The sequence below is a fragment of the Chitinophaga parva genome, from assembly GCF_003071345.1.
GTDB lineage: Bacteria > Bacteroidota > Bacteroidia > Chitinophagales > Chitinophagaceae > Chitinophaga > Chitinophaga parva.
The window spans coordinates 1,602,691-1,627,177 of the sequence record NZ_QCYK01000002.1; the positions used below are offsets into that span (position 1 = coordinate 1,602,691).

At 53.9% G+C, this 24,487-nt stretch carries 19 protein-coding genes; 15 read left to right on the top strand and 4 right to left on the bottom strand.

Annotated elements, in window-relative coordinates; translation table 11 throughout:
* Nucleotides 1–93 precede the first annotated feature (93 nt).
* The 6 genes from DCC81_RS16825 to map all read left to right on the top strand — a co-directional run bounded on the left by DCC81_RS16825 (nt 94) and on the right by map (nt 8,843).
* Nucleotides 94–1,368, top strand: a complete 1,275-nt coding sequence (locus tag DCC81_RS16825; protein ID WP_108687750.1) for a TIM barrel protein — start codon at nt 94–96, stop codon at nt 1,366–1,368.
* A 3-nt stretch (nt 1,369–1,371) separates the two neighbouring features.
* On the top strand, nt 1,372–2,781 hold the full coding sequence (locus DCC81_RS16830; RefSeq protein WP_108687751.1) for an FGGY-family carbohydrate kinase: 1,410 nt from the start codon (nt 1,372–1,374) through the stop codon (nt 2,779–2,781).
* A gap of 47 nt (nt 2,782–2,828) precedes the next feature.
* The gene (locus tag DCC81_RS16835; protein WP_108687752.1) at nt 2,829–3,860 is read left to right on the top strand and encodes a GntR family transcriptional regulator; all 1,032 of its coding nucleotides are present in this window, start codon (nt 2,829–2,831) and stop codon (nt 3,858–3,860) included.
* A gap of 572 nt (nt 3,861–4,432) precedes the next feature.
* Nucleotides 4,433–6,178, top strand: coding sequence for an ABC transporter ATP-binding protein (locus tag DCC81_RS16845; protein WP_108687754.1), 1,746 nt, complete (start codon nt 4,433–4,435; stop codon nt 6,176–6,178).
* Nucleotides 6,162–7,961 carry an ABC transporter ATP-binding protein gene (locus tag DCC81_RS16850; protein ID WP_108687755.1) on the top strand — a complete coding sequence of 600 codons (1,800 nt, stop codon included), beginning with the start codon at nt 6,162–6,164 and terminating at the stop codon, nt 7,959–7,961. The genes DCC81_RS16845 and DCC81_RS16850 overlap by 17 nt, the downstream gene beginning before the upstream one ends.
* Before the next feature lie 117 nt (nt 7,962–8,078).
* Nucleotides 8,079–8,843, top strand: coding sequence for a type I methionyl aminopeptidase (gene map, locus DCC81_RS16855; RefSeq protein ID WP_108687756.1), 765 nt, complete (start codon nt 8,079–8,081; stop codon nt 8,841–8,843).
* Between the two features lie 128 nt (nt 8,844–8,971).
* Here map and tkt read toward each other — a convergent pair whose 3' ends face one another.
* The gene (gene tkt / locus DCC81_RS16860) at nt 8,972–10,993 is read right to left on the bottom strand and encodes a transketolase (RefSeq protein ID WP_108687757.1); all 2,022 of its coding nucleotides are present in this window, start codon (nt 10,991–10,993) and stop codon (nt 8,972–8,974) included.
* Nucleotides 10,994–11,116: 123 nt separating this feature from the next.
* Entirely contained in the window at nt 11,117–11,887 is a 771-nt protein-coding gene (locus tag DCC81_RS16865) for an NUDIX hydrolase (RefSeq protein WP_108687758.1), read from the bottom strand.
* A 91-nt stretch (nt 11,888–11,978) separates the two neighbouring features.
* Between DCC81_RS16865 and DCC81_RS16870 the strand changes: the two genes are divergently transcribed.
* From DCC81_RS16870 to DCC81_RS16890, 5 genes are all read left to right on the top strand, one after another.
* The gene (locus DCC81_RS16870) at nt 11,979–13,925 is read left to right on the top strand and encodes a glycoside hydrolase family 3 protein (protein WP_205686353.1); all 1,947 of its coding nucleotides are present in this window, start codon (nt 11,979–11,981) and stop codon (nt 13,923–13,925) included.
* A 436-nt stretch (nt 13,926–14,361) separates the two neighbouring features.
* A complete protein-coding gene (locus DCC81_RS16875; protein WP_205686354.1) occupies nt 14,362–16,518 on the top strand; it encodes a cbb3-type cytochrome c oxidase subunit I in 2,157 nt (718 codons plus the stop codon).
* 20 nt (nt 16,519–16,538) lie between these two features.
* The gene (locus tag DCC81_RS26140) at nt 16,539–17,639 is read left to right on the top strand and encodes a cytochrome c (protein WP_108687760.1); all 1,101 of its coding nucleotides are present in this window, start codon (nt 16,539–16,541) and stop codon (nt 17,637–17,639) included.
* A gap of 12 nt (nt 17,640–17,651) precedes the next feature.
* Nucleotides 17,652–17,915: a hypothetical protein gene (locus DCC81_RS16885; protein ID WP_108687761.1), complete on the top strand. Its 264-nt coding sequence runs from the start codon at nt 17,652–17,654 to the stop codon at nt 17,913–17,915.
* A gap of 1 nt (nt 17,916) precedes the next feature.
* A complete protein-coding gene (locus DCC81_RS16890; RefSeq protein WP_108687762.1) occupies nt 17,917–18,327 on the top strand; it encodes a cytochrome C in 411 nt (136 codons plus the stop codon).
* Nucleotides 18,328–18,543: 216 nt separating this feature from the next.
* On the opposite strand, the gene DCC81_RS16895 is transcribed toward DCC81_RS16890, so the two are convergent.
* Nucleotides 18,544–20,823 carry a GH92 family glycosyl hydrolase gene (locus tag DCC81_RS16895; protein WP_108687763.1) on the bottom strand — a complete coding sequence of 760 codons (2,280 nt, stop codon included), beginning with the start codon at nt 20,821–20,823 and terminating at the stop codon, nt 18,544–18,546.
* Nucleotides 20,824–20,923: 100 nt separating this feature from the next.
* Nucleotides 20,924–21,136: a hypothetical protein gene (locus DCC81_RS16900; RefSeq protein WP_133177690.1), complete on the bottom strand. Its 213-nt coding sequence runs from the start codon at nt 21,134–21,136 to the stop codon at nt 20,924–20,926.
* A 111-nt stretch (nt 21,137–21,247) separates the two neighbouring features.
* On the opposite strand from DCC81_RS16900, the gene DCC81_RS16905 reads away from it, so the two are divergent.
* The 4 genes from DCC81_RS16905 (at nt 21,248) to DCC81_RS16920 (ending at nt 24,175) form a co-directional block, all read left to right on the top strand.
* Nucleotides 21,248–22,177: an NADP-dependent oxidoreductase gene (locus tag DCC81_RS16905; RefSeq protein ID WP_108688292.1), complete on the top strand. Its 930-nt coding sequence runs from the start codon at nt 21,248–21,250 to the stop codon at nt 22,175–22,177.
* 17 nt (nt 22,178–22,194) lie between these two features.
* A complete protein-coding gene (locus DCC81_RS16910) occupies nt 22,195–22,425 on the top strand; it encodes a KTSC domain-containing protein (protein ID WP_165806622.1) in 231 nt (76 codons plus the stop codon).
* Nucleotides 22,426–22,501: 76 nt separating this feature from the next.
* Nucleotides 22,502–23,584 carry a glycoside hydrolase 5 family protein gene (locus DCC81_RS16915; RefSeq protein ID WP_205686355.1) on the top strand — a complete coding sequence of 361 codons (1,083 nt, stop codon included), beginning with the start codon at nt 22,502–22,504 and terminating at the stop codon, nt 23,582–23,584.
* 126 nt (nt 23,585–23,710) lie between these two features.
* On the top strand, nt 23,711–24,175 hold the full coding sequence (locus DCC81_RS16920) for a hypothetical protein (protein ID WP_133177691.1): 465 nt from the start codon (nt 23,711–23,713) through the stop codon (nt 24,173–24,175).
* Nucleotides 24,176–24,487 lie beyond the last annotated feature (312 nt).

Genomic DNA, 24,487 nt, shown 5'->3' on the forward strand with positions numbered 1-24,487 from the left:
AACAGGCCGGAGATCCGCGCGTTTTCGTTACTTTGGGAACGGCCATGCTACCGGGTTTCCGGCTTTCTTTCCTGATATTTTAAATCCCACGTTATGCTGCTACACCGCACGTCCATTGAAGACCATAATGCCGCCTTGCTGGCCGCCCACCAGCGCCGCCTGCAATACCTGCGCAGTGAAGTGCCGCAGGTAGACGATGTATTGCCTTTACTGACCGACTTACAGATAGCTATTCCCAGCTGGGCATTGGGCACCGGTGGTACCCGCTTCGGCCGTTTTTCCGGCGGTGGAGAGCCCCGCAGCATTGCAGAGAAAATTGAGGACGTAGGCCTGCTGCATGCCCTCAACCAGAGCAGTGGCAGCATTTCCCTGCACATACCCTGGGACGTGCCGGAAAACCACGCCAGCATCCGTTCCCTGGCCGCCCAGCATGGGCTGCGCTTTGATGCAGTGAACTCCAATACTTTCCAGGACCAGCCGGGCCAGCAACACAGCTACAAATTTGGCTCCCTGCAGCACGTGGACAAAGCCGTGCGCAAACAAGCCATCGAGCACAATATTGAAGTGATACGCCAGGGAGTGGAGTTGGGCTCAAAGGCGCTCTCCGTGTGGCTTTCAGACGGGTCCTGCTTCCCGGGGCAACTCAACTTCCGCAAAGCATTTCAAAACACGCTGGAAAGCCTGCAGGAGATCTACGCAGCCCTGCCGGCAGACTGGAAACTGTGGCTGGAGTACAAAGCATTTGAACCTAATTTCTATTCCACTACGGTGGCAGACTGGGGCCAGTCTTACCTGTACGTGAGCAAGCTGGGGCCTAAAGCCTTTACCCTGGTGGACCTGGGCCATCACCTGCCCAATGCGAACATTGAACAGATCGTGTCCCTGCTGCTCATGGAAGGACGCCTGGGTGGTTTCCACTTCAATGATTCCAAATACGGGGATGACGACCTCACCACCGGCAGCATCCGCCCTTACCAGCTGTTCCTTATTTTCAATGAACTGGTGGAAGGCATGGACGCGCGCCATATGAACCACGCACAGGACCTGGGCTGGATGATCGACGCATCGCACAACGTGAAAGACCCGCTGGAAGACCTGCTGCAAAGCGTGGAAGCCATTAAACTGGCCTATGCACAGGCCCTGATCGTGGACCGCAAGGCACTGGCTGCCGCACAGGCGAATAACGACGTGGTGCGCGCCCAGGAAATATTGCAGGCCGCCTTCCGCACAGACCTCCGCCCCCTGCTGGCCGAAAGCCGCCTGCGGGCCGGTGCCGCGCTGGCGCCCCTGCAACTGTTCCGTGAACTGAACGTAAGACAATCCCTCATTAAAGAACGCGGCACCACTGCCGTGGCTACCGGACTTTAGCCCATGCAACGTATACCCGTGATCGTGATCTTTGATATCGGGAAGACAAACAAGAAATGTTTGCTTTTCGATACCCACTACCAGCTGGTAAAGGAGCATAGTGTGCAACTGCCGGAAGTCCCTGATGAAGATGGCTACCCGGCAGAAGATGTGCATGCGCTGGGGGCCTGGGTGCGCAATACTTTCCGGGAGTTGCAGCAGCTGGGGGAATATGAGATCCGCGCGGTGAACTTTTCCGGTTATGGGGCCAGTTTTGTATGGCTGGACGAACAAGGGAAGCCCGTAGCGCCGCTGTATAACTACCTGAAACCTTATCCCGAAGCACTGGAGCAACAGTTTGCCGCCACGTATGGTACTGCCGCCAAAGTGGCCAGGGAAACGGCTTCCCCGGTGCTGGGCAGTCTTAATTCCGGCATGCAGCTATACCGCATGAAGCAGGAGCAACCAGCTACGTATGCCCGTGCCCGTTATTGCCTGCACTTACCGCAATACCTCAGTTACCTGCTCACCGGGCAGGCATTTACAGATATTACCAGCATTGGCTGCCATACCCGCCTGTGGAACTTTACAGCAAATGCCTATCATCACTGGGTGACGGCGGAAGGCCTGCCGGACAAGCTGGCGCCTTTGCATGCGGCGGATGAAGCCCTGCACGTAGCGGTGAACGGGCGGGAGATTTCCGCGGGCATAGGCCTGCACGACAGCTCTGCCGCGCTGATCCCCTACCTGTCCGGCTTTCATGAGCCGTTTGTGTTGCTGAGCACCGGTACCTGGTGCATCAGCCTGAATCCTTTTAACCACACACCGCTTACAGACGCGGAGCTGCAGCAGGATTGCCTTTGCTACCTGGATTACAAAGGCAGGCCCGTAAAGGCCAGCCGCCTGTTTGCAGGGCACGGGCATGAGCAGCTGGTAAAGGCGCTGGCAAAGCATTATAACAAGCCCCTGCACTATTACCGCACCGTATGGTACGATCCTTTGCTGGCCGCCGGCCTGCAACCCGGTGCCCTGGAGGGGCTTACCCTGGCCCGCCTGGAGCAATACCCGGATTATGAAACGGCTTATCACCAATGGGTGGTATCGCTTATGGCGTTGCAAAAAAGATCGCTGGAACTGGTGCTGGAAAACGCGCCGGTGAAGCGCATCTTCGTGGACGGGGGCTTTAGCGGTAACCCGTTGTTCATGCATTTACTGGCAGCGGCATTTCCCCAGGTAGAGGTATATGCCGCCGCCATGCCACAGGCATCCGCGTTGGGTGCAGCCCTGGCCATCCACACCGCCTGGAATGACAAGCCTTTGCCGGCAGATCTCATTGAGCTGAAGTACTATGCCGCACCCGCTCCGCAAGCGCTTGTCCCGCCGGAGGGGGGCCCCGGGAGCGAAAATTCAACCCCGGGGAATGAATATCCCTAAGCACGCCCGCTGTACCAACCCGCGCTAAAATGCCGTAACTTATGTCCATGAAAGCATCCAAGCTGTTTGATATGATCGCGGTGGACGAATTTTCCGCCACGCCAAAATATTTACAACTCACCAATGCCATCCTCAACGCCATCAGCGCCGGCAAGATCGAGAAAGACGATCCCCTGCCCAGCATCAATGAACTGAGTTACCAGCTGGAGATCTCCCGTGACACCGCAGAGAAAGGCTACCGCTATCTCAAAAAAATAGGCGTGCTGGCCTCCGTGCCGGGCAAAGGATATTTTATCCGCAACACCGGCTTCCGCCAGATGTTGAAAATATGCCTGCTCTTCAACAAACTCAGCGCGCACAAAAAGATCATTTACGATGCGTTTGTAGCCGCCCTGGGTGAGCATGTAGCCATCGATTTTTATATCTACAACAACGACTTTGGCCTCTTCAAGAAAATACTGAACAACAAGAAGGGAGAGTATTCCCATTACGTGGTGATCCCGCATTTCCTGGAAGGAGGGGAGCACGCGCACGAGATCATCAACACCATTCCCCCGGAAAAATTACTGCTGCTGGATAAGATACTGCCTGGCATCCAGGGGGAATATGCAGCGGTGTATGAAAATTTTGCCAACGATATTTACAACGCGCTGGAACAGGCGCTGGAGCAGCTGAGCAAGTACCGCACCATCAAGATCATTTTCCCGCGCAACAGTTACTATCCCGTGGAGATCCAGCGGGGCGTGAACCGCTTCTGCCAGGACTATGCCTTCAATTACCGGCAGGTGCACAAGGTGGCGGAAGAGCCCATAGAGGAAGGGGATGTGTTCCTGAGCGTGATGGAAGACGACCTGGTGCTGCTCATTGAGCGCCTCATTTCCATGCAGCTGAAAGTGGGAGAGCAGGTGGGGGTTATTTCCTACAATGAAACCCCGCTGAAGAAGATCATCCTCAACGGCATTACCACCGTGAGCACGGATTTCCGGCAGATGGGCTCCGCCGCCGCCCGCATGATCCTGGACAATGAGCGCCGCCACGTGGAGATCCCATTCCACCTTACACTGCGGTCATCGCTCTGAGAAGGGCTCATTATTAAAAGGTTGAACTGAACCGGTTGCCCCGCGGGCAACGGTGTGAGTCATAAAAAAGGCCTGCCGCTGAGAACAGCGACAGGCTTTTGTTCTAGGATATGGTCTATCCGCGGAATGCCCGCGAATTACTTTAAGGGGAAACGCATATGGTAAACAAGACAAAAAGCACAATTGTTGTCTTGGGCGCTAAAAAATTGCGCAGTACTTTTGATGCCGGATTTTCCACCCGCGCGCATGCCGGCGGAACAAAAAAATACTTTTTGTCCCCGTTTCTACAATATTTGTATGCCGGGATCGTCTCCGAAATTAAATTGTCAGACCGGGTAGCTGGTTAAATGGTTAAATTGCCAGCTCATTCAACATTGACAGTTTATTGCCATCATTTAACGGCTACCATGAAAAGTTTATTGTAACTGATAATCGCAACTTAACAGGCCTCCCCGTTAAAACCGGGCCTTGTGTTATTCAATGATACCGGTCAGCATTTTACGCATAACATTTAACGGTTAACGTCCAGCCGCTCAACAATTTAACAATCCAGCAATCTAACAATTCAATAAATGGCCAAACAAAAACAAGGAAGTAAGCCGCAGGGGCCCAGTGTGTTCGGGTTGCTCAAACCTTACCGGAAACTGGTGGCCGGGCTCGTGGCCTTTGCCGCGGTTTCCAATGGGTTTTCCCTGGTACTGCCCCTTTACATCCGCAAGGCGGTGAACCAGTTCAATACCGATCCCAATGCGATGAACTCCGTATACCTGGGTTTCCTGGTGGTAGCGGTGGTAGTGTTCCTGCTCTCTTTTGCGCTGGGCTACCTGCAAACATACACCTCGGAAACCGTGGCCAAGGATCTCCGCACCCAGCTGTCGGACAAGATCTCGCGCCAGAGCTATGCCTACATCCAGGCGGCCAATCCCTCCCGCCTGCTTACCAATCTCACATCTGATATTGACTCCATCAAGACCTTCGTGGCCCAGGCCATGTCGTCTATCGTGGCCAGCGTGATCACCATCCTGGGTGGCAGCGTGCTGCTGCTGGTGGTGAACTGGCGGCTGGGGCTGTGCGTGATCGCTATTATTCCCATCATTGCCATTACCTTTTTCGTGGTGCTGGGCAAGGTGAGGGCCCTGTTTAAAAAGAGCCGGGAGATCATTGACTGGCTGAACAAGGTGATCAATGAAAGCATCCTGGGTGCCGCCCTGATACGGGTGCTCAACTCCTGGCAACTGGAATACGATAAATTTACCGGCCCCAATGCCAAAGCCCGCGACCTGGGCCTGAGCATCCTGCGCCTGTTTGCACTGCTCATTCCCATTGTAACCCTCACGGCAAACCTGGCTGTGTTCTGCATCCTGCAGCTGGGTGGCCGCTACGTGATCTACGGGCAGATGGATATGGGTACGTTTGTAGCATTTAACAGCTACCTGGCCATGCTGATCTTCCCCATTTTCGTGATCGGGTTTATGAGCAATATCATTGCCCAGAGCACGGTGGCCTACCAGCGCGTGCGCAGTGTGCTGGATGCGCCGGAAACCGCGCCCACCGGCACGTACGTGGCGGAGCTGCAGGGTAATATTGACCTGGAAGACGTGGTAGTGCGCTATGGGGAAAAGCTGGCCCTGAAAGGCGTGACCATGCATATTAAAGGCGGCAGCCGCACCGCGGTGATAGGCCCTACAGCAGCGGGCAAAACCCAGTTGCTCAACGTGCTCACCGCCCTGCTGAAGCCCACTTCCGGCCAGGTGCGGTACGATGGGGTGGACATCGACAAATACCAGCAGGACGAGCTGCTGCGCCAGGTGGGCCTGGTGTTCCAGGACAGCATTATGTTTAACCTGAGCCTGCGGGAAAACATTGCGTTCAGCGATACGGTAACGGATGCATTCCTGGAAAAAGCTATCCGCACCGCGGAGCTGTACGACTTCATCCACACCCTGCCCGAGGGGCTGAACACCATCGTGTCTGAACGGGGCAACAGTCTTTCCGGTGGGCAGAAACAGCGCATCATGCTGGCCCGCGCCCTGGCCGTGAACCCGAAAGTGTTGCTGCTGGATGATTTTACCGCCCGCGTGGATTCCCAAACAGAACAGAAGATCCTGCAGAACGTGCGGGCTAACTATCCAGGCATTACCCTGCTCTCCGTGACGCAGAAGATCGCGTCCGTGCAGGATTATGACCAGATCATTTTACTGATGGAAGGAGAGGTGTTGGCCGCAGGCACCCATGCGGAGCTGATGCAGATCAGCCCTGAGTATGTACAGATTTTTGAATCACAACGCAGCACCAGTAACTATGAATTACAATCTTAACGAGCTTTTAGCCCAACGTGATAAAAAGACCGGGGCCAGGAAGGCGCTGCGCGAATTTGTGGCCCTGATGGGCGAGGAGAAGCGTAACCTGCTCATTGCACAGGTGTTCATCCTGCTCAATACAGGCCTGAACCTGGTAGGCCCGCTGCTGGTAGGGATGGCCGTGGATAAATACGTGTCTACAAAAGACCTGGCCGGCCTGTCGCGCATAGGCCTGTTGCTGCTGGCGGTGTACGGCTGCGCCTTCATCACCGCTTATTTGCAGACCAAGAAAATGGGCGGGGTAGGGCAGCGCATGCTGTTCACCCTGCGCAATGCCGTGTTCATCAAACTGCAGGACCTGCCGGTAGCCTTTTTTAACCAGAACAAGGCCGGTGACCTGATCTCCCGCATTAACAATGATACGGACAAGGTGAACCAGTTCTTCTCCCAATCGCTGATGCAGTTCATTGGCAGCATTTTTACCATGCTGGGCGCGGGCATTTTCCTGTTGTCACTGAACCTGAAACTCGGGGTGGCCGCGCTGCTGCCCGCGCTGGCATTACTTATTTTTACACGTGTCATTTCCCCCTGGCTGAAGGCCCGTAATGCCCGCAGCTTAAAGAGCTCCGGGGCCCTGAGTGGGGAGATCCAGGAAAGCCTCAATAACTTCAAAGTGATCATTGCCTTTAACCGCCGCGACTATTTCCGCAAGCGCTTCCAGGAGGCTAATGAAGACAACTACAAAACGTCTGTAGATGCCGGTATCGCCAATAACCTGTTCCTGCCGGTATCCACCTTCTTTTCCGCCTTGGCGCAACTGGTAGTGGTGGCATATGGCATTTACATGATCCTGCACCATGAGCAGGCCATCGGCTCCCATGAAACCTTTACCATTGGTTTGCTGGTAGCATACCTGGCTTACGTGCAGAACTTCTACAACCCTGTGCGCCAGCTGGCCGCACTGTGGGCCAACTTCCAGGTGGCACAGGCCGGGTGGGACCGCATTGCACAGATCCTCAGCCTGCAATCCAACCTGGTGGTGGAAGAAGAAAGGACCACTAACGGTAACGGACAAACGAAGCACCCGCTGCTGGAATTTAAAAATGTTTCTTTCGGGTACCCGGATGGCAAAACCGTGCTGCATGATATTAATTTCCGCCTGGAGCCGGGTAAAACCTACGCCCTGGTGGGGCCCACCGGTGGCGGGAAAACCACCACGGCCAGCCTCATTGCCCGCCTGTACGATCCTACGCAGGGCGCGGTACTGCTGGACGGAAAGGACATCCGCACCTACCAGCCTTCAGAACGGGCCAGGAAGATCGGCTTCATTTTGCAGGAGCCCTTCCTGTTTAGCGGTACCGTGCGGGATAACCTGCTGTATGGTAATGAAGCGCTGCGCCACTACACGCCGGAGCAACTTACGGAAGTAATGAAGGACGCCAACCTGGAAAGCCTGCTGGCCCGTTTTGAAAATGGATTGGAAACAGACATCCAGCCTAACGGGGAAGGGGTAAGCCTGGGGCAGAAACAGCTGATCGCCTTTATGCGCGCAGTGCTGCGCAACCCTTCCCTCCTCATCCTGGATGAGGCCACGGCCAATATTGATACCGTAACAGAACAATTGCTGGAAGATATTTTGCACAAGCTGCCCGCCAGCACTACCCGCGTGATCATTGCCCACCGGCTGAACACGATAGAAAGTGCAGACGAGATCTTTTTTGTAAATGGCGGGGCGGTGACCAGGGCCGGCTCCATGCAGGACGCCGTGGATATGCTGCTGCACCAGAAGCGGAGCAGCTGAAGTGCCGGCCTTGCCGGTATAGGAGAGCGGCTGTCTGCGGGGCAGATATGGTGGTGCGGGGCCACGATATTGTCTTGTGCCGCTATTTTCGTTATATTTAGATGAATATTCCACGTCATGTCTATCACAGATAATATCGAGTTGGCCGGCATCCAGCAGGTGAGCGCACTGGTAGCAATGGTGCTGCGCGAAATGAGGCAACACGCCCGCCCGGGTATGTCTGCCAGGGAGCTGGATGATTATGGAGGCAAAATCCTGCAGGATCATGGAGCCCGCTCTGCGCCCCGCGCGGCATATAACTTTCCCGGGTGGACCTGCATCAGTGTGAACAATGAAATGGCCCATGGCATTCCCACTGCCCGCAAGATCTTTCATGAAGGAGACCTGATCAATGTGGATGTATCCGCGGAGCTGAATGGCTTCTGGTCCGACAATGGCGGCTCTTTTGTTTTGGGAGATGATAAACACCGCCTCCAGCCCCTGGTCAATGCTTCCCGGGAGATTTTACAACTGGCCATCAACTCCATCCACAGCGGTGTGCATATTTCAGAAGTGGGCCGCGTGGTGGAAACCGAAGCGCGCCTGCGTGCCTATAAAGTGATCAAGAACCTCACCGGCCATGGTGTGGGCCGCAGCCTGCACGAAGAGCCCCATGAAATTGCCAACTGCTATAACCGGTTCAATGAACGGCGCTTTGGCAGGAGCACGGTAGTGGCCATAGAAACATTTATCTCCACGCACTCCACCATGGCGCTTACCCAGCGGGACGGATGGACGCTGGTGGGGGATAAGGGTGGTTACGTGGCACAGCATGAGCACACGATCATGGTAACCGACGGGGCGCCGGTGGTGCTCACGGCGGGGAATGGGATCTGGGATTAGTATTGCACGGCGAAAATTTTCTCAACGGTTAGTGAAATTTTTCACAGCGCCTGATGAAGCGTTGCATAAAATAACAAAGCGGCTGCCCTTCAAAGGCAGCCGCTTTGTATTATTATCTGGTCATCACTTTACTTTCCCAGTAAAGCCTTTGCTTTCTTCACTACGTTATCCACCGTAAATCCAAACTCCGCGAAGATCTGCTCTGCGGGCGCGGATTCGCCAAAGCGGTCTACCGTGATGGTATCGCCTTCGTCGGTCACCCACTTGTGCCAGCCCATGGAGGCGCCGGCTTCTACGGCCAGGCGCTTGCGCACGTTTTTGGGAAATACAGATTCCTTGTAAGCAGCGTCCTGTTTTTCAAACAGCTCCCAGCTGGGGAAGCTGACGATGCGGGCGCCAATGCCTTCTGCTTTCAGCTTTTCCTGCGCCTTCACGATCAGGTCCACTTCAGAGCCGGTGGCCATCAGGATCACATCCGGTGTTTTATCTGCATCGGCCAGGATGTAGGCGCCTTTTTCCAGGTTGGTGGCTTTGGCGTATTTGTCCTGGTCTATCACGGCCAGGTTCTGGCGGGTAAATACCAGCACCACCGGGCCATCCTTGTGCTCCAGCGCTACGCGCCATGCCTGCGCGGTCTCATTGGCATCTGCCGGGCGGATCACCGTAATGTTGGGGATCACGCGGAGGGCAGCCAGTTGCTCAATGGGCTGGTGGGTAGTACCATCTTCGCCCAGGCCAATGCTGTCGTGCGTGTACACGAACAGGGGGCGGATCTTCATAATGGCCGCCAGGCGGATGGGCGGGCGCATATATTCAGAGAACATCAGGAAGGTAGCGCCAAACGGGATGATGCCTTTCGTAAGCGCCATGCCATTGAGCGCAGCGCCCATGGCGTGCTCGCGGATGCCAAAGTGGAAGTTGCGGCCACCGTGGTTGTCAAAATTGAAAGAAGGATATTTCTTCAGGTTCGTGTCTGTAGAAGGCGCCAGGTCTGCGGAGCCGCCTATCAGCGTGGGCAGTGCATCAGCAATGGCGTTGAGGGTTTCGCCGGAAGCCTTGCGGGTGGCTACGCCCTTGGGATTGTCTGCCACTTTGTAGGTGGGCAGTTTATCTTTCCAGCCATCGGGCAGGTTGCCGGCGGCAAGGGTTTCGTATTCTTTTGCCAGGTCGGGGAAGGCGGCCTTCCATTTTGCGTACAGTTCATTCCAGGCTGCTTCGTCCTTGGCGCCACGGCTGCCGGCCTCGTGGTAATATTGCAGCACGTCGTCTGCCACATAGAATGACACTTCCGGGTCAAAGCCAAAGCCTTGCTTTACCAGCTTCACTTCGTCCGCTCCCAGGGGCGCGCCGTGCGCACCCGCGGTATCTACCTTATTGGGGCTGCCGTAGGCAATATGCGTGCGTACCTTGATGAGGGAGGGGCGCGTTGTTTCTGCCTTTGCTTTTTCCAGCGCATCCTGGATGGCGGCAATGTCGTTGCCGTCGGGCAGCACCTGTACATGCCAGCCGTAAGCTTCAAAGCGTTTGGCCACATCTTCGTTGAATGCGATGGCGGTATCGCCTTCAATGGAAATGTGGTTATCGTCATACAGGTAAATGATATTGCCCAGCTTCAGGTGACCAGCCAGGGAAGCGGCTTCCGCGCTCACACCTTCCATCAGGTCGCCGTCACTGCAGATGGCGTAAATGCGGTAATCGAAAATATCATAGCCCGGTTTGTTGTAGCGGGAAGCCAGGTATTGCTGGCCAATGGCCATGCCTACGCCGTGTGCAAAGCCCTGGCCCAGGGGGCCGGTGGTCACTTCAATACCTGCCAGCAGGCCATATTCCGGGTGGCCGGCGGTTTTGCTGTGCAGCTGGCGGAACTGCTTGATATCATCCATGGTGATATCTTCATAGCCGGTAAGGTAGAGGTAAGCGTATTGTAACATGCAGGCGTGGCCGGCGGAGAGGATAAAGCGGTCGCGGTTGGGCCAGTGAGGAGATTTTGCGTTGTAGCGCATGGCGGATGTCCACAGAACGTGTCCCATTGGCGCAAGGCTCATGGGGGTGCCGGGATGCCCGGAATTGGCTTTCTGTACTGCGTCTGCGGCCAATACGCGTACCGTATTGATGCCCGCCTGAACGATTTCCTGGGTCTTAGTGTCCATGATAATCAGATTGGATTTTTTTAATGCGGAGCATCGCCCAATAAATGTGCCGGTACTCAGGTTGTCAGATTGTGAAATTGTTAGATCGTTGAATTATCTAATTGTTACGGGGGGAATGACAATTTACCATTTGTGCAATCCTTCCTGCAACGCCTCCTGGTACCGCTTTATGTCAAAGCTGTACAGGTAGGGTGCTTTGTGTGCTACGCCGGTGCGGCGTTCTTCCCTCCTGCGCAGGATGTGGTACCCCAGGATCTTGCGCTGGAAGTTGCGCCGGTCCAGGGGTGTGCCCAGGATGGTCTCATACAGCTTCTGCAGTTCCGGCATGGTAAACAGCTCCGGCATGAGGGACATGCCGATGGGTTGGTAGTTCAGCTGCACCCGCAATGTTTCCAGTGCCTTGTCCAGGATCTGGCGGTGATCCAGCATGAGCGGCGGTATGCTGTCCAGGTCATACCAGGTGCAGATCTCAGACAGTTCATCCAGTTGGGGCGTTACCCTGGTAAAGTCCACCAGCGCATAAAAGCCTACGGAAATAAAACGCTGGGCCAGCCAGTGATGCTGATCAATACGGAGATCTTCCATCGCAAAATCCTTCATGGCCTGCTGCGGGTTGGAGCGCTCCAGGGCACTAAAGGTGTGGAACTGCCGGAGAAATATATTATCCAGCCCCGTACGTTCCTTCAATACCCGGGCGGCGGCTACTTCCAGGGTCTCGTCCTGATGTATGAATCCGCCAGGCAGGGCCCAGTCGTGGCGGGTACGCATCTTTAACAACAAAACCTTCAGCTGGTTCTGGTGAAATCCGAAGATCACACAATCCAGTGATAACTGTGGAATATAGAGGGAACTGCCCTTGTCAATGAGTTGCTTGAATTTTTCGTATTCCGTCATGCGCTTCAAAACGATTGGATAAAACTAAATAATCTATTTCGTTGTGTAGGATAAAAATATTACATTGTGTCACATAAACGCATTGATACGTATGAGAAACATTCCACGTTGGACCTGGGCACCGGCTGCGGCCGCCTGCGTAGCCGTTGCGGCCATGCGGGCAGTTTCCACCCCCGGCCCGTTAAACGCCCTGCCGCAAACATTGCTGCGCCACAGCCAGGTGGTAAAGACCACGGGCAACTTCGGGTTCCGCGACCTGAATAAGAACGACAAGCTGGATGTATATGAAGACGTGCGCCAGCCGGTTGAAAAAAGGGTGCAGGACCTGCTGCACCAGATGACCCTGGAAGAGAAAGCAGGCCTCCTGTTCATCAACGGGGCCCGTATCAACGACGATGGCTCCATTGAAGACAAACCGGGCACGGGCCTCTTTGCCTTTGCGCCCAATGCGGCCAGGCTGCTCACCGAAAAGAAAATGAATCACTTTAACCTCTGGGCCATCCCGGATGAGCCACATACGCTGGCGGTGTGGTACAATAAAATGCAAAAGCTGGCAGAAGACAGCCGCCTGGGCATTCCCATTACCATTGCATCAGACCCCCGCAACCATTTTTCCAATAACATCTTTGCCATGAAGGCCAGTGGTTTCTCCCAGTGGTGTGAGCCGCTGGGGCTGGGCGCTATTGGCGACCCGGAGCTCACCCGCCAGTTTGCCGACATCGTACGCCAGGAATACCTGGCCGTGGGCATCCGCGAGGCATTGCACCCGCAGGTGGACCTGGCCACGGAGCCCCGCTGGGCACGTATCAGCGGCACCTTTGGAGAAGATGCGCAGCTCACTGCCAAGCAGGCTACTGCCTATATTGAAGGTTTCCAGGGCGGCAATAGCCTCACCCGGGAAGGCGTGGCAGCCATGACCAAGCACTTTGCCGGGGGTGGTCCCCAGCGCGAAGGGCTGGACCCGCACTTCCCGTTCCAGAAAGGACAGATCTACCCGGGGCATAATTTTAAGTACCACCTGATCCCGTTTGAAGCGGCCTTTGCGGCACATACTGCCGCCATCATGCCCTACTATGGGGTGCCCATGGGGCAAACGAAAGAAGACGTGGGCTTTTCTTATAACAAGGCGATGATCACGGACCTGCTGCGTCATCATTATCATTACGATGGGGTGGTGTGCACAGACTGGGGCCTGGTCACAGATGCCAACCTGGGGCCTGTGGTATGGCCGGCCCGCGCGTGGGGCGTGGAAAGCCTGAGCATCCCGGAGCGCGTGCAGAAGATCATTGATGCGGGGGTGGACCAGTTTGGCGGGGAGAACATTCCCGAAGTAATTGTGCAGCTGGTGAAAGAGGGTAAGGTGAGTGAAAAACGGATAGACAGCAGCGCGGTACGCCTGCTGCGCCAGAAGTTCCAACTGGGCCTGTTCGACAATCCTTATATCGATGAAGACAAGGCCAATACCACCGTGGGCCGCGCAGATTTTGTGGCCGCGGGCGAAGCCTCCCAGCGCAGGGCTATTACCTTGCTGAAAAATGACCGGCATGTATTACCTCTCAAAAAAAATCTGAAGATCTATGTGAGAAATATGGACCCGAAAGTAGCCGCGCAATACGGTACCGTGGTAGACGATCCCGCGGACGCAGACCTGGCCATCCTGCGCCTGCAAACGCCCTTCTACCCGGTAGCATCAGATATTCCACTGGCGAAGATGTTTCACCACGGCGACCTTGATTTTAAAGGTGCGCAGAAAGACAGCATCCTGCAACTGTTACACCAGGTGCCCACCATCGTGGACATCTACATTGACCGCCCCGCTGTGATCCCGGAGATCAGCAAGGCTGCAAAAGGATTGCTGGCAGATTTTGGCGCCAGCGATGCGGCGGTGCTGGACGTGATCTTTGGCAAATTCAAGCCCGGCGGGCATTTGCCGGTGGAGCTGCCCGCTTCGATGGAAGCAGTACGGGCGCAGAAAGAAGATGTGCCTTATGATTCCAAAAACCCGTTGTACAAGTTTGGGTTTGGATTGAGTTATTAGGTTTTAAACCCGTTGTGCAAACGGGGCTTGTATTGCGTTGCAAATTCGTGTGTGTTTATAGAGGAACGCCTCCTGCTGCAAGCGGGGGCGTTTTTTTGTTGGTGACCCGATGATTTAAGCACACGAACCGTGGAGATGTACAAGTGATCGTGCAGCTTCCTGGTAGCCGGCACCTGTCTTTGAAAGATCCAACATCTTCGAACGGGAGTGAGCACAAGACCGCCCAGGTGATCCTGACCATTGTAGCCATTAACACCTGGTACCGCATTGCCATTTCCGTTTGGTTGCAACCGGAATGATTTTTGTGGAGAAAATGCCGCAGGGACCCCAGCCCCCGTATAACGGCCTAGCCTCAGGGCCACAAACAACTGTTATCGCCGTGATCTCCGCTGCAATGCAGCACCGGCCCCTTAAAACATATTTAATGAAACGGCTAATGACACTTTACAAAAGCGTCCCCCTCACCTCGCTGCTGCTATCAATGGCGTTGCCGTTATTTGCAACGCCCTCTTACCAGGCCTTTTTCTCACTTCATTCCATGCGGGGACTGATCTTCATTCTCGTGGTGCTCATTGTCTGTCTGCTGGTTACGGTGGCGTACCTGTACAGTAAAGTGAAACAACTGCAACGCACGCAGCGCGAGCTGTTGCATGGTGCAGATCATTTCCTCACACCAGAGCAGTTTCAGGAATATCTTTCTTCGCTGGACAGCAGGCAGATAGGCTACTACCTGCAGCGCGATGCAGACCGTAAGACAAACAGCGGCTCCGTGGTGTCCATTGCAGTGCTGCTGGCCTGCTTGCTGGGCGCACAGCCCGTGTTTGCGCAATCGCCTGTTAAAGGCGTATTCCCTTTTACAGATACAGGTGTGGTGATCACCATGATCCTCATCCTGCTTCCCATTTTGGGAGGTGCTTTGCTGCTTATTGCCAAGGTGATGTACACCTTGCATCAGTATCGTAACAAACAGGCAGCAAAAGATGCTGCCGCCTTTGAGGCCGCGATGGAGAGCGCGCAGCAGCACGATGCCACACAAGCCGTACTGGAAGCCCGTAAGCAGGCATTGGATTACCAGCTTAGCGGCACAGAACTGGGTGGCAAAACAGTGGCCACTGATAGCAAGGGGTTGCTGAAAAATATCAGCACCCATACTACGCTGCCCGTGGTGTCGCAGAAAAAAAGTGGGCTGAACCGCCCGGGCATTGATCCCCAACTGGCCAGGATCGTGATCTGGTACATTGTGAGTGCCGCGCTTTGGCTGCTCATTGGTACTACCGTTGGTGAGTACGTGGGCATCAAGTTCGTGGCGCCGGATGTGGACCATGTATCCTTCCTGAGCTTCGGGCGCCTGCGTCCTGTGCACACGAACATGGTGTTCTGGGGATGGTCATCCCTCGGCATGCTGGGCCTTGCACACTACATTGTGCCCCGTGTGGGCAATAACCAACTGGCCAGCTATAAACGGGCCTGGTACGCATTGATACTGATCAATGCATCGGTATTGCTGGGCACCTGGGCATTAATGAGCGGGGTTAATAATAGTGGTGGTGAATACCGGGAATACATCTGGCCCATCATGCTGCTCTTCGGTATCGGGGTGGTGATCTGCCTGGTGAATTTCCTGCAGACCATTGCAAGGCGGCAAACCAAGGAGATCTACATTGCCAACTGGTACATTGTGTCTGCCATCATCTTTGGCCTTACCATTGAAATACTTGCTTACCTGCCCATGTACCAGAATGGCCTGGGCGAAACCATCATACAGGGTTATTTCATGCACCAGGGTGTGGGCATGTGGTTCATGTTCTTTACATTGGGTATTGTTTATTATTTCCTGCCGCAGCAGCTCAATAAACCGATCTATTCTTACAGCCTGGGCATCCTTGCTTTCTGGACGCAGATCCTTTTTTATACCGTGATCGGTACCCACCACTTTATTTTCAGCGCCGTTCCCTGGTGGCTGCAAACCGTGGCCATTGTGGGCAGTGGTGGCATGGTGATACCCGTGGTCGCGGGGGCTACTAACTTTATACTCACGTTCAAAGGCGTGTGGTATAAAGTGGCTTCCAGCTATACCCTGCCTTTTTTTATCGTGGGCATCATCTTTTACTTTACCGGCTCCCTGCAGGGCACCGCGGAGGCATTCCGCAGCACAAACCTGATCTGGCATTTCACGGACTTTACCGTGGCTCATTCGCACCTCACCATGTACGGCATCATTGCCTTCTTTTTATGGGCAGGCATTTACGCAGTAGTACCCCGGCTTACCGGCCGGGAAGCGCCCCAGATCACGGTGGGCATTCACTTCTGGCTTTCTCTGATAGGCCTGTTGTTCTACGCCATTCCTCTCATGTATGGTGCTACGCTGAAAGGATTGCTCTGGCAGTCCGGCAAGCCGTTTATAGACGGGGTGGTGCTCATGGCGCCCTACTGGTTGTGGCGCGCCATAGGCGGCAGTTTGATGTGGCTGGGGCATGTATTCTTCGTGTACAACCTGTACCGCATGATCGCCGCACCAGCCTCCCGCAATGCTACGGAGGCAGCAGGACAACAACTGAATGCCGCCATGGCGGCAGCTTCACCACAATTGTAAACGGGTATCAAACAAACGCGATGGAATTATTTGATAATCATAAGAAGTTGTACCGCGCCGCAGGAGGGCTTTTCCTGCTGCTCACCATCTGGGTGGCGGTGCTGCCTGCCTATAAGAACCAGGCAGACAATGCCCCCCTGCCGGATGCACAGCCCCTCAGCGAGGCCGCTCAGGCAGGGAAGCTGGTGTTTATTGCCAATGGCTGCGTGGCCTGTCATACGCAGCAGGTGCGCAATATTGAATCGGATAAGGTGTGGGGCAAGCGCCCCAGTGTGTCCGGTGATTATGCGGATAACCGCCGCCTGGATGCCTGGCGCAATACCGCTACCCTCATGGGCACAGAACGTACAGGCCCTGACCTGACGAACATCGGTGCCCGCCAGCCCAGCGAGGACTGGCACCTGAGTCATTTGTACAATCCCCGCATTGTAGTGGAAGCGTCTATCATGCCGGCTTACACCTGGCTGTTCAAAGTGAAGGTTCAGGCGGAAAAAGGGGATGTAGTAGTGAAGGTGCCAAAGGAATTCATTGATGGGGATACCGGTGTGGTAGTAGCCACCAAAGATGCACTGAACCTGGTGGCTTACCTGCAGGCGTTAAAACAGGCAGACCTGCCCAAAGATGCCCGCACGCCCCTTTTCCTTTACCCGCGTAAAGAAGCCGCCGCAACAGGTGCTGCTGCCGGTGGCGCCGCAGATGGGGTGGCTTTATATGCAGCTAACTGCCAGGCCTGTCACCAGCCCAATGGGGAAGGCCTGCAGGGATCTTTTCCTGCACTCAAAGGTAGTAAGGTGGTGCTGAATACAGATCCCGAACAGATGGTGGCTATTATCATGAACGGCTACACCGGCCGCCAGCCGGAAGGTTTTGGACCCATGCCGGGTGTGGGCACCAATAATGAACTGAAGCCGGAAGAGATCACGGCCATTATGAACCATGAAAAGAGTAACTGGGGCAATGATGCCAAACAGGTAACGGTAGAAGAGATCACGAAGCTGATAGAAAAAGTAAAAGGCGGCCCCCCGGTGAATACGCCACCCGGCACCGGTGCTGCCGTAACGGCCGCAGCCCCTGCACTGGATAGTAGTAAAACGGCTGCAACTACTAACGCTAAAAAGTAAAATTGCAAAGTGATGAAAAAATACCTCCTCACATTTTTTATGCTGGCGCTGCCACGCCTGGTGCTGGCTTGTAAGGAATGTACTACCGGCCTGCCCCGGGGGCTGCGCGGTGAAATGCAGCATCCCTCCGGGCCGGATAGCAACTGGGATTACCTCATCGTAGGCATCACCGTTGTCATTGTGCTGCTTACCATGTTCTACTCCGTAAAGTGGCTTTTAAACCCCGGTGAAAAAGAAAGCACCCATATCAAATCATTGATCTTAATTCCTGAATGAAATGGCAGAAAAAAGCTCCATATACATTTTCATTGATGATGAAACAACGCCCATTGCTGCGTTGCAATCTCCGGTGAATTTTGAACTGGATACCACCAAGCTGGTAGACGGCAAACATTGCCTGAAGATCGTGAGCCGCGACCCCTCCGGCAAGGAAGGTGTGCGCCTCATTCCTTTTGAAGTGCGTAACGGGCCGGCCATTGATATAGAAGGTATCCGCGAAGAAGCAGTGGTGGATGGCATTGTGCCTATTATGATCAATGCCTATGGCAAGGGGGATGCAAAGAACTTCCTTATTGTGGGCAGTGAAACGCCGCAAAGCATTCCTTACTGGATTTTTGTGCTGATCATTATTTTCATTGCATGGGGCATTTATGTGGAAGTGGTTTCTTCATCTGTGAATTTATTTTAAACATGGCAACACCGATCAGGCGCTCCGGGCAGCTCACCCCACTTTCCCGCGACCATCACAATGGTTTACTTTTCTCGTGGAAGTTGCGGGAAGGGATAAAACAACATCTGCAGGGCTTTCCCAATTTTTGATGGATCCCCCCGGAAGCATAAAAAGCGGGCTGTCTGTAAAGAACCAGACAGCCCGCTTTTTGTTTATAACGTTTATTCGTAACCGTTAGATAGACTTAGGCCTGCTGGCAGTAGCCTGGCCAAAGGTTTCATTGGGTTTATTCCCCATGGTGATCTTCATCACGCCACCTTTCAGGAGGTCTGCATGGTTAATGAAGCTCTTCGTGTAAGGCTGTCCGTTCAGCGTAATGCTTTGGATATAGATGTTCTCCTTGCTGTTGTTCACCGTCTGTACGGTAAAGGTTTTGCCTTTACCTACGTTCACGGTAGCCTTGTCAAACAGGGGACTCCCAAATACGTACACGCCGTTTGCGGGGTTCACGGGGTAGAAGCCCAGGGCAGACCAAACGTACCAGCTGCTCATGGCACCGCAATCTTCATTGCCGGCCAGGCCATCTACTTTATCCGTGTAAAATTCATTTACCACCTGGCGTACTTTCTCCGCCGTTTTCCAGGGCTTGCCTGCAAATGAATACAGGTAAGTTACATGGTGGCTGGGCTCATTGCCATGTGCGTACATGCCTATAAGGCCGGAGATATCGCTGGAGGCTTGTGCGCCCATGTCGCCCTGTGCGGTGAAGAGGCTATCCAGCTTAGTGGTGAAAGGCTCGTCGCCACCCATGAGGCTAATGAGGCCTTCCGGGTCTTGTGGCACCAGCCAGGTATATTGCCAGCCATTGCCCTCGGTGAAGTCACCTCTTTCATGGATGGAGTTAAACGGATCGTAAGGTGTTTTGAACTGGCCGTTATCCAGTTTAGGCCTTACGAAGCGGATGCTGGGATCAAAATAGTTCTTGTAATACTGGGCGCGCTTGGCGTAGTATTCCGCATCGGCGGTCTTACCCAGCTCGCGGGCCAGTTGTGCAATGCACCAGTCGTCAATCGCATATTCCATGGCTTTGGATACCGATTCGTATTCCTTATCTGCCGGGATGTAGCCTTTGGACACTACGTAGTTCAGGCCAAATTCACCATTGTTGGCCGTTTTCTTCATGGCTTCCAGGGCTTCTTCGCCACTGAAACCTCGGAAGCCTTTTTTATAGGCGTCTGCCAGCAGGGGTACCGCGTGGTAGCCCACCATACAGTTTGTCTCATTGCCCATCAGGTGCCACACGGGCAGCTTGCCCTGCTGCTCATAAATGGCCAGCAGGGTGCGGGAAAAATCGTTGATCTTTTCCGGGTGGAGGAGGGTCGCCAGGGGAGCGCAGGAGCGGTAAATATCCCACAGGGAGAACACGGAGTAGTTATTGAAACCAGGATTCTTGTACACCTTTTTATCCGTACCCCGGTAGTCGCCGTTGTGGTCATTGAACAGGGCGGGCGCTATCATCGTGTGATAGAGGGCGGTGTAGAATACAGTGCGCGCTGCATTGTCTTTGGTCGTAATGTTGATGCGGGACAGTTCCTTGTTCCACTTGGCATTGGCCGCAGCTACGGTCTTTTCAAAATTGAAGTCCGGCAGTTCCGCGGTGATATTGGCCAGGGCGCCTTCGCTGCTCACCGGGGAGATGCCGATCTTCAGCTGTACGGTGCCGCCGTTGGCAAAAGTGAGGATGCCTTTGGTATGTTTTGCTTTGAGCGATTTGCCACTGGCGGGTTGGTTATTATCCAGCAGTTCCAGTTGCTTTACCGGCACGGAGGTTTTAATGGCAAACCAGAGGCGCTGGTCATTCGCCCAGCCCTGGGAAAAGCGGTAACCTACCAGGGTGTAAGGGTCTACCTGTTCCAGGTAAGTATCGGTGGGCGCGTCCCAGCCAATGCCCTGTTCCAGGTCAATGAGCACTTTGCCATCCTGGCCTTTCGGGAAAGTATAGCGGTGCAGGGCCACGCGCTCGGTAGCGGTGATCTCTACCTTTGTATTGTAGTCGAGGAGTTGCACCGCGTAATAACCGGGGCGGGCTACTTCCTGGTCATGCGTATATTTGGAACCGGTGTGGGTTTTAACACCATGATCATCTTCTTCATCGGTATAGGTTTTGGGCGTGCCGGTGTAGGGCATGATCATTACATCACCCAGGTCGCCAATGCCGGTGCCACTGAGGTGGGTCTGGGGGAAGCCGATCACCACGCTGTCTGAATAGTGGTAGCCGGAGCACCAGTCCCAGCCCTTTACGATGTTGGTAGGGCCGGCCTGCACAGCGCCGTAGGGTACGCTGGCGCCTACGAATACGTGCCCATGGCCGCCGGAGCCGATATAAGGGTCTACCGCATTGAGCGGGGATGGTTCTTTTACCGGGTTTTTCAGTTGTGCCTGTGCAGGGATCATCATCCCTCCCGCAAGGGCGCCTGCCAGCAGCAGGCGGCAGGACTTGTTACCTAATGTCATGGTTCAAAATTAATGGTTGAATCTGCAAGGTAGGGCAACTGCAGGGAATATGCAAACCGGGCGCCTGCCGGTGATTGAGACGAAAGGAATGGATGCAGCATTAGTTTACCGGGTATCCCATCTTCTGCATTTCCGCCCTTTCCTTTTTGCTGTAAAGGTGGCGGGTGTGCTTTTCTTTGGGAAGGCCTTTGTCGAACAGTGTTTCCGCGCCCATGGCGGGCGCCTGGTAGGCCTGGTTGCTTTTGGGCGCGCAGCCCGTGGTGCCCAACAAGCAGGCGGCCCCAAGTGTTATGATCAGCATGTGTTGTCGCATACACCTTTCCGTTTTAACTAGCAGGATTATAACGGGCAGGTAATGCAGATATTGTTCCGGGAAAATAAGGCACAGTATCTGATAGAGAAAGCAAACCAAACCACAACTGTTATGAAGGCTGTTCGCATTCACGCATTCGGCGGCCCCGAAGTATTGCAGTATGAAGACGCCCCGCTGCCTGAGCCAGGCCCCACGGAAGTGCGGGTGAGGATCCAGGCCTGTGGCATTAACCCGGTGGACTGGAAGATCCGCGCGGGCCATGCAAAAGGTGCTTTCCCCTCCCAATTTCCGCAGATCCTGGGTTGGGATATTGCGGGCACGGTGGATGCAACCGGCTCCATGGCCCTGCGTTACAAGCCGGGAGATGCCGTGTATTCAAGGCCGGACATTACGAGGCCTGGTGGTTATGCGGAATACATTGTAATAAGAGAGGATGAACTGGCGTTAATGCCAGGGAATATGTCGCCGGCAGAAGCAGCCGGTGTACCGTTAGCAGGCCTTACAGCCTGGATGATGTTGTTTGACAAGGCAGACCTGCGCCCCGGGCAGAAAGTGCTCATACACGGCGGCAGTGGAGGAGTGGGTAATTACGGTATACAGCTGGCCAAAGCGGCCGGCGCATATGTGATCACCACCACCTCTGCCAGGAACACCGACCTGGTAAGATCACTTGGTGCAGACCAGGTGATAGATTACCGGAACCAGGATTTCAGCCAGGTGGTAAAAGACCTGGATGTGGTGCTGGATACGATAGGAGGAGACACGTTGGAAAGATCATATGGAATACTGAAGCGGGGTGGGGCTATTACCACCACCGTGGCCCGGCCGGACGAAGTAAAAGTGGCCGCACTGGGCCTGCGCACCGGCTACGGTATGGTGCAGCCCAATGGAGCCAGGCTGGAACAAATGGCAAAACTGATAGAAAGAGAACAGGTGCGCACGGTCATCGACAAAATATTTCCGCTGCAGGACGTGCGCGAAGCCCATGCTTATAGTGAAACCGGGCACGCAGCAGGAAAGATTATTTTAGAGGTAAGTTAAGCAGGAAACAAATGGCTATGGTGTGGCGGGCAACCCCGCAAAGCAGCAGCATCCGCATAGCGGGTTATGATGCGCGGCGCCGCGTATTGACGGTGATCTACGTTGATGGCGACGCCTATAACTACTTTGAAGTACCCCGTTCCGTATGGGAAAATTATGAAACGGAGATCGACAATGGCGGCTCCGCGGGGGAGTTTGTAAATTACCTGGTGAAGCCATATTACCGGTTTGAAAAACAGGCACGGTAACGTACGTTCGTGGAAATCCATTTGGTTATTTCCTATTTAAGCGTATATTGTACGTTTAAGGTAAATCCACGATATCATGATCAAAACCAGATTCAAAGTTCCACTGTTATGTGCACTGTTGGCAGCAGGGCTCACTAACGCTACCATGGCCCAGACCAAGCAGGCAGCAAAGGTTTGGACCGCCGAAAAGGCGAATGCCTGGTACAAAACACACAAATGGCTTACGGGAGCGGATTACATCCCGCATACCGCCATCAACCAGCTGGAAATGTGGCAGGCCGCCACATTTGATCCCAAGACCATCGACCAGGAATTTGGCTATGCGGAAAGCATTGGCTTCAATACCATGCGCGTGTTCCTGCACAGCGTGGCCTGGAAAGAAGATCCCAAAGGCTTCAAGCAGCGGGTAGACCAGTTCCTGGCTATTGCGGCAAAGCACCACATTGAGCCGATGTTCGTTTTCTTTGACGACTGCTGGAACAAGGAACCGAAAGCCGGTACCCAGCCCGCGCCCAAACCCGGTATCCACAACTCCGGCTGGATGCAGGACCCCGGCCAGCCCGCGTCTGAAGATGCGGCCAACTTCCCTGAGCTGGAAAAATACGTGAAGGATGTACTCACGACGTTTGCGCATGATAAACGCATCCTGCTGTGGGACCTGTATAATGAGCCCGGCAACAGCGGCAAAGGCAACAAATCCCTGCCCCTGCTGACCAAGATCTTCCAGTGGGCCAAGGAAGTAAATCCCGACCAGCCCGTCAGCGCAGGCCTGTGGTCCTGGAACCTGGAGGAACTGAATGCTTTCCAGGTGGCGCACTCCGACGTGATCACTTACCACGATTACGAAGAAGTGAACTGGCATGAACGCGTGGTGCAACTGCTGAAAGCTTACGGCCGCCCGCTGATCTGCACAGAATACATGGCTCGCCCGCGCAACAGTACTTTTGCAACGGTACTGCCCATGCTGAAAAAGGAAAATGTAGGCGCCATTAACTGGGGTTTTGTAGCGGGTAAGACCAATACCATTTATGCATGGGATACGCCTATTCCAGATGGCAGCGAGCCTAAGCTGTGGTTCCATGATATTTTCCGCCCGGATGGCACGCCGTACAAGCAGGAGGAAGTAGACCTGATCAAACAACTGAATGGTGTGAAGTAGACGCTGTTCTTAAGGCAATAATGAAAAAGCCGGTGCAGGATGCGCCGGCTTTTTTTGTGAGCAAAGGAATTTACAATAGATGTTGTAGTTTTAACTTTTGACTGCAGGTCTTAATGCCCAATGTGTATGTACAATCGTATTTTTATCAGTTTTTACCGTGTAAGTATGGCGTTTGGAATGCCGCCTCGTTTTAGTGCCGCATTACTTGTGGCTTTGAGCCAGTTTTTTACCTTTCGGTTCCTGGCAGAAGCGCTGCTGCACTTTGCGGAAATAGATATATTTAAATGGACGGGAAGCAATGCGGCCGAATGGTTTTTACCGGTGTTTGCGTTATGGATAGCTGCTGTGTATTATTTTTTTGACTCGCGTAGACTGGCGTCGCTTCTTTCGAAGTATAAGGACGCATCTGGTAGAAAGCGTTTTGTGTCTTTCTTTCAGGCATGGTTGTCGTTGATACTGCCATTGATACTGTTTGCAGCGGTGCGCGTATACGCTTGGCGGTATCACATGACTAAGGCGCATGTGACACAACGAATTAGGGATTCACATGGCAATTGTAAGGATGGAACCGTGATTCAGCACAGTTTGTAACAGGTTTGGGTTTGTATTATTTGTTACAGAGAGATTCCTTTACCGTAGATGAATTCAATGAACTTTATATGAATCCACATAGTAAAATGTAGTATGAATGACAGGGACAATGCTATCAGAAATTAATTATGGTTATTCCAAATGTTTTTTTAGTTTGTGTGTTGTGAACTATGATATGGCAGCTACTGTTAGCTCTTGAATCTTGTTTTTAACTCAAAAAGACCTATACCCATGTCATTTGTATTTTTGTTCCGGAAAATATCGGGATTGCTGTTGCTCAGTCTTACCCCATATTTAATTTATGCGCAGATT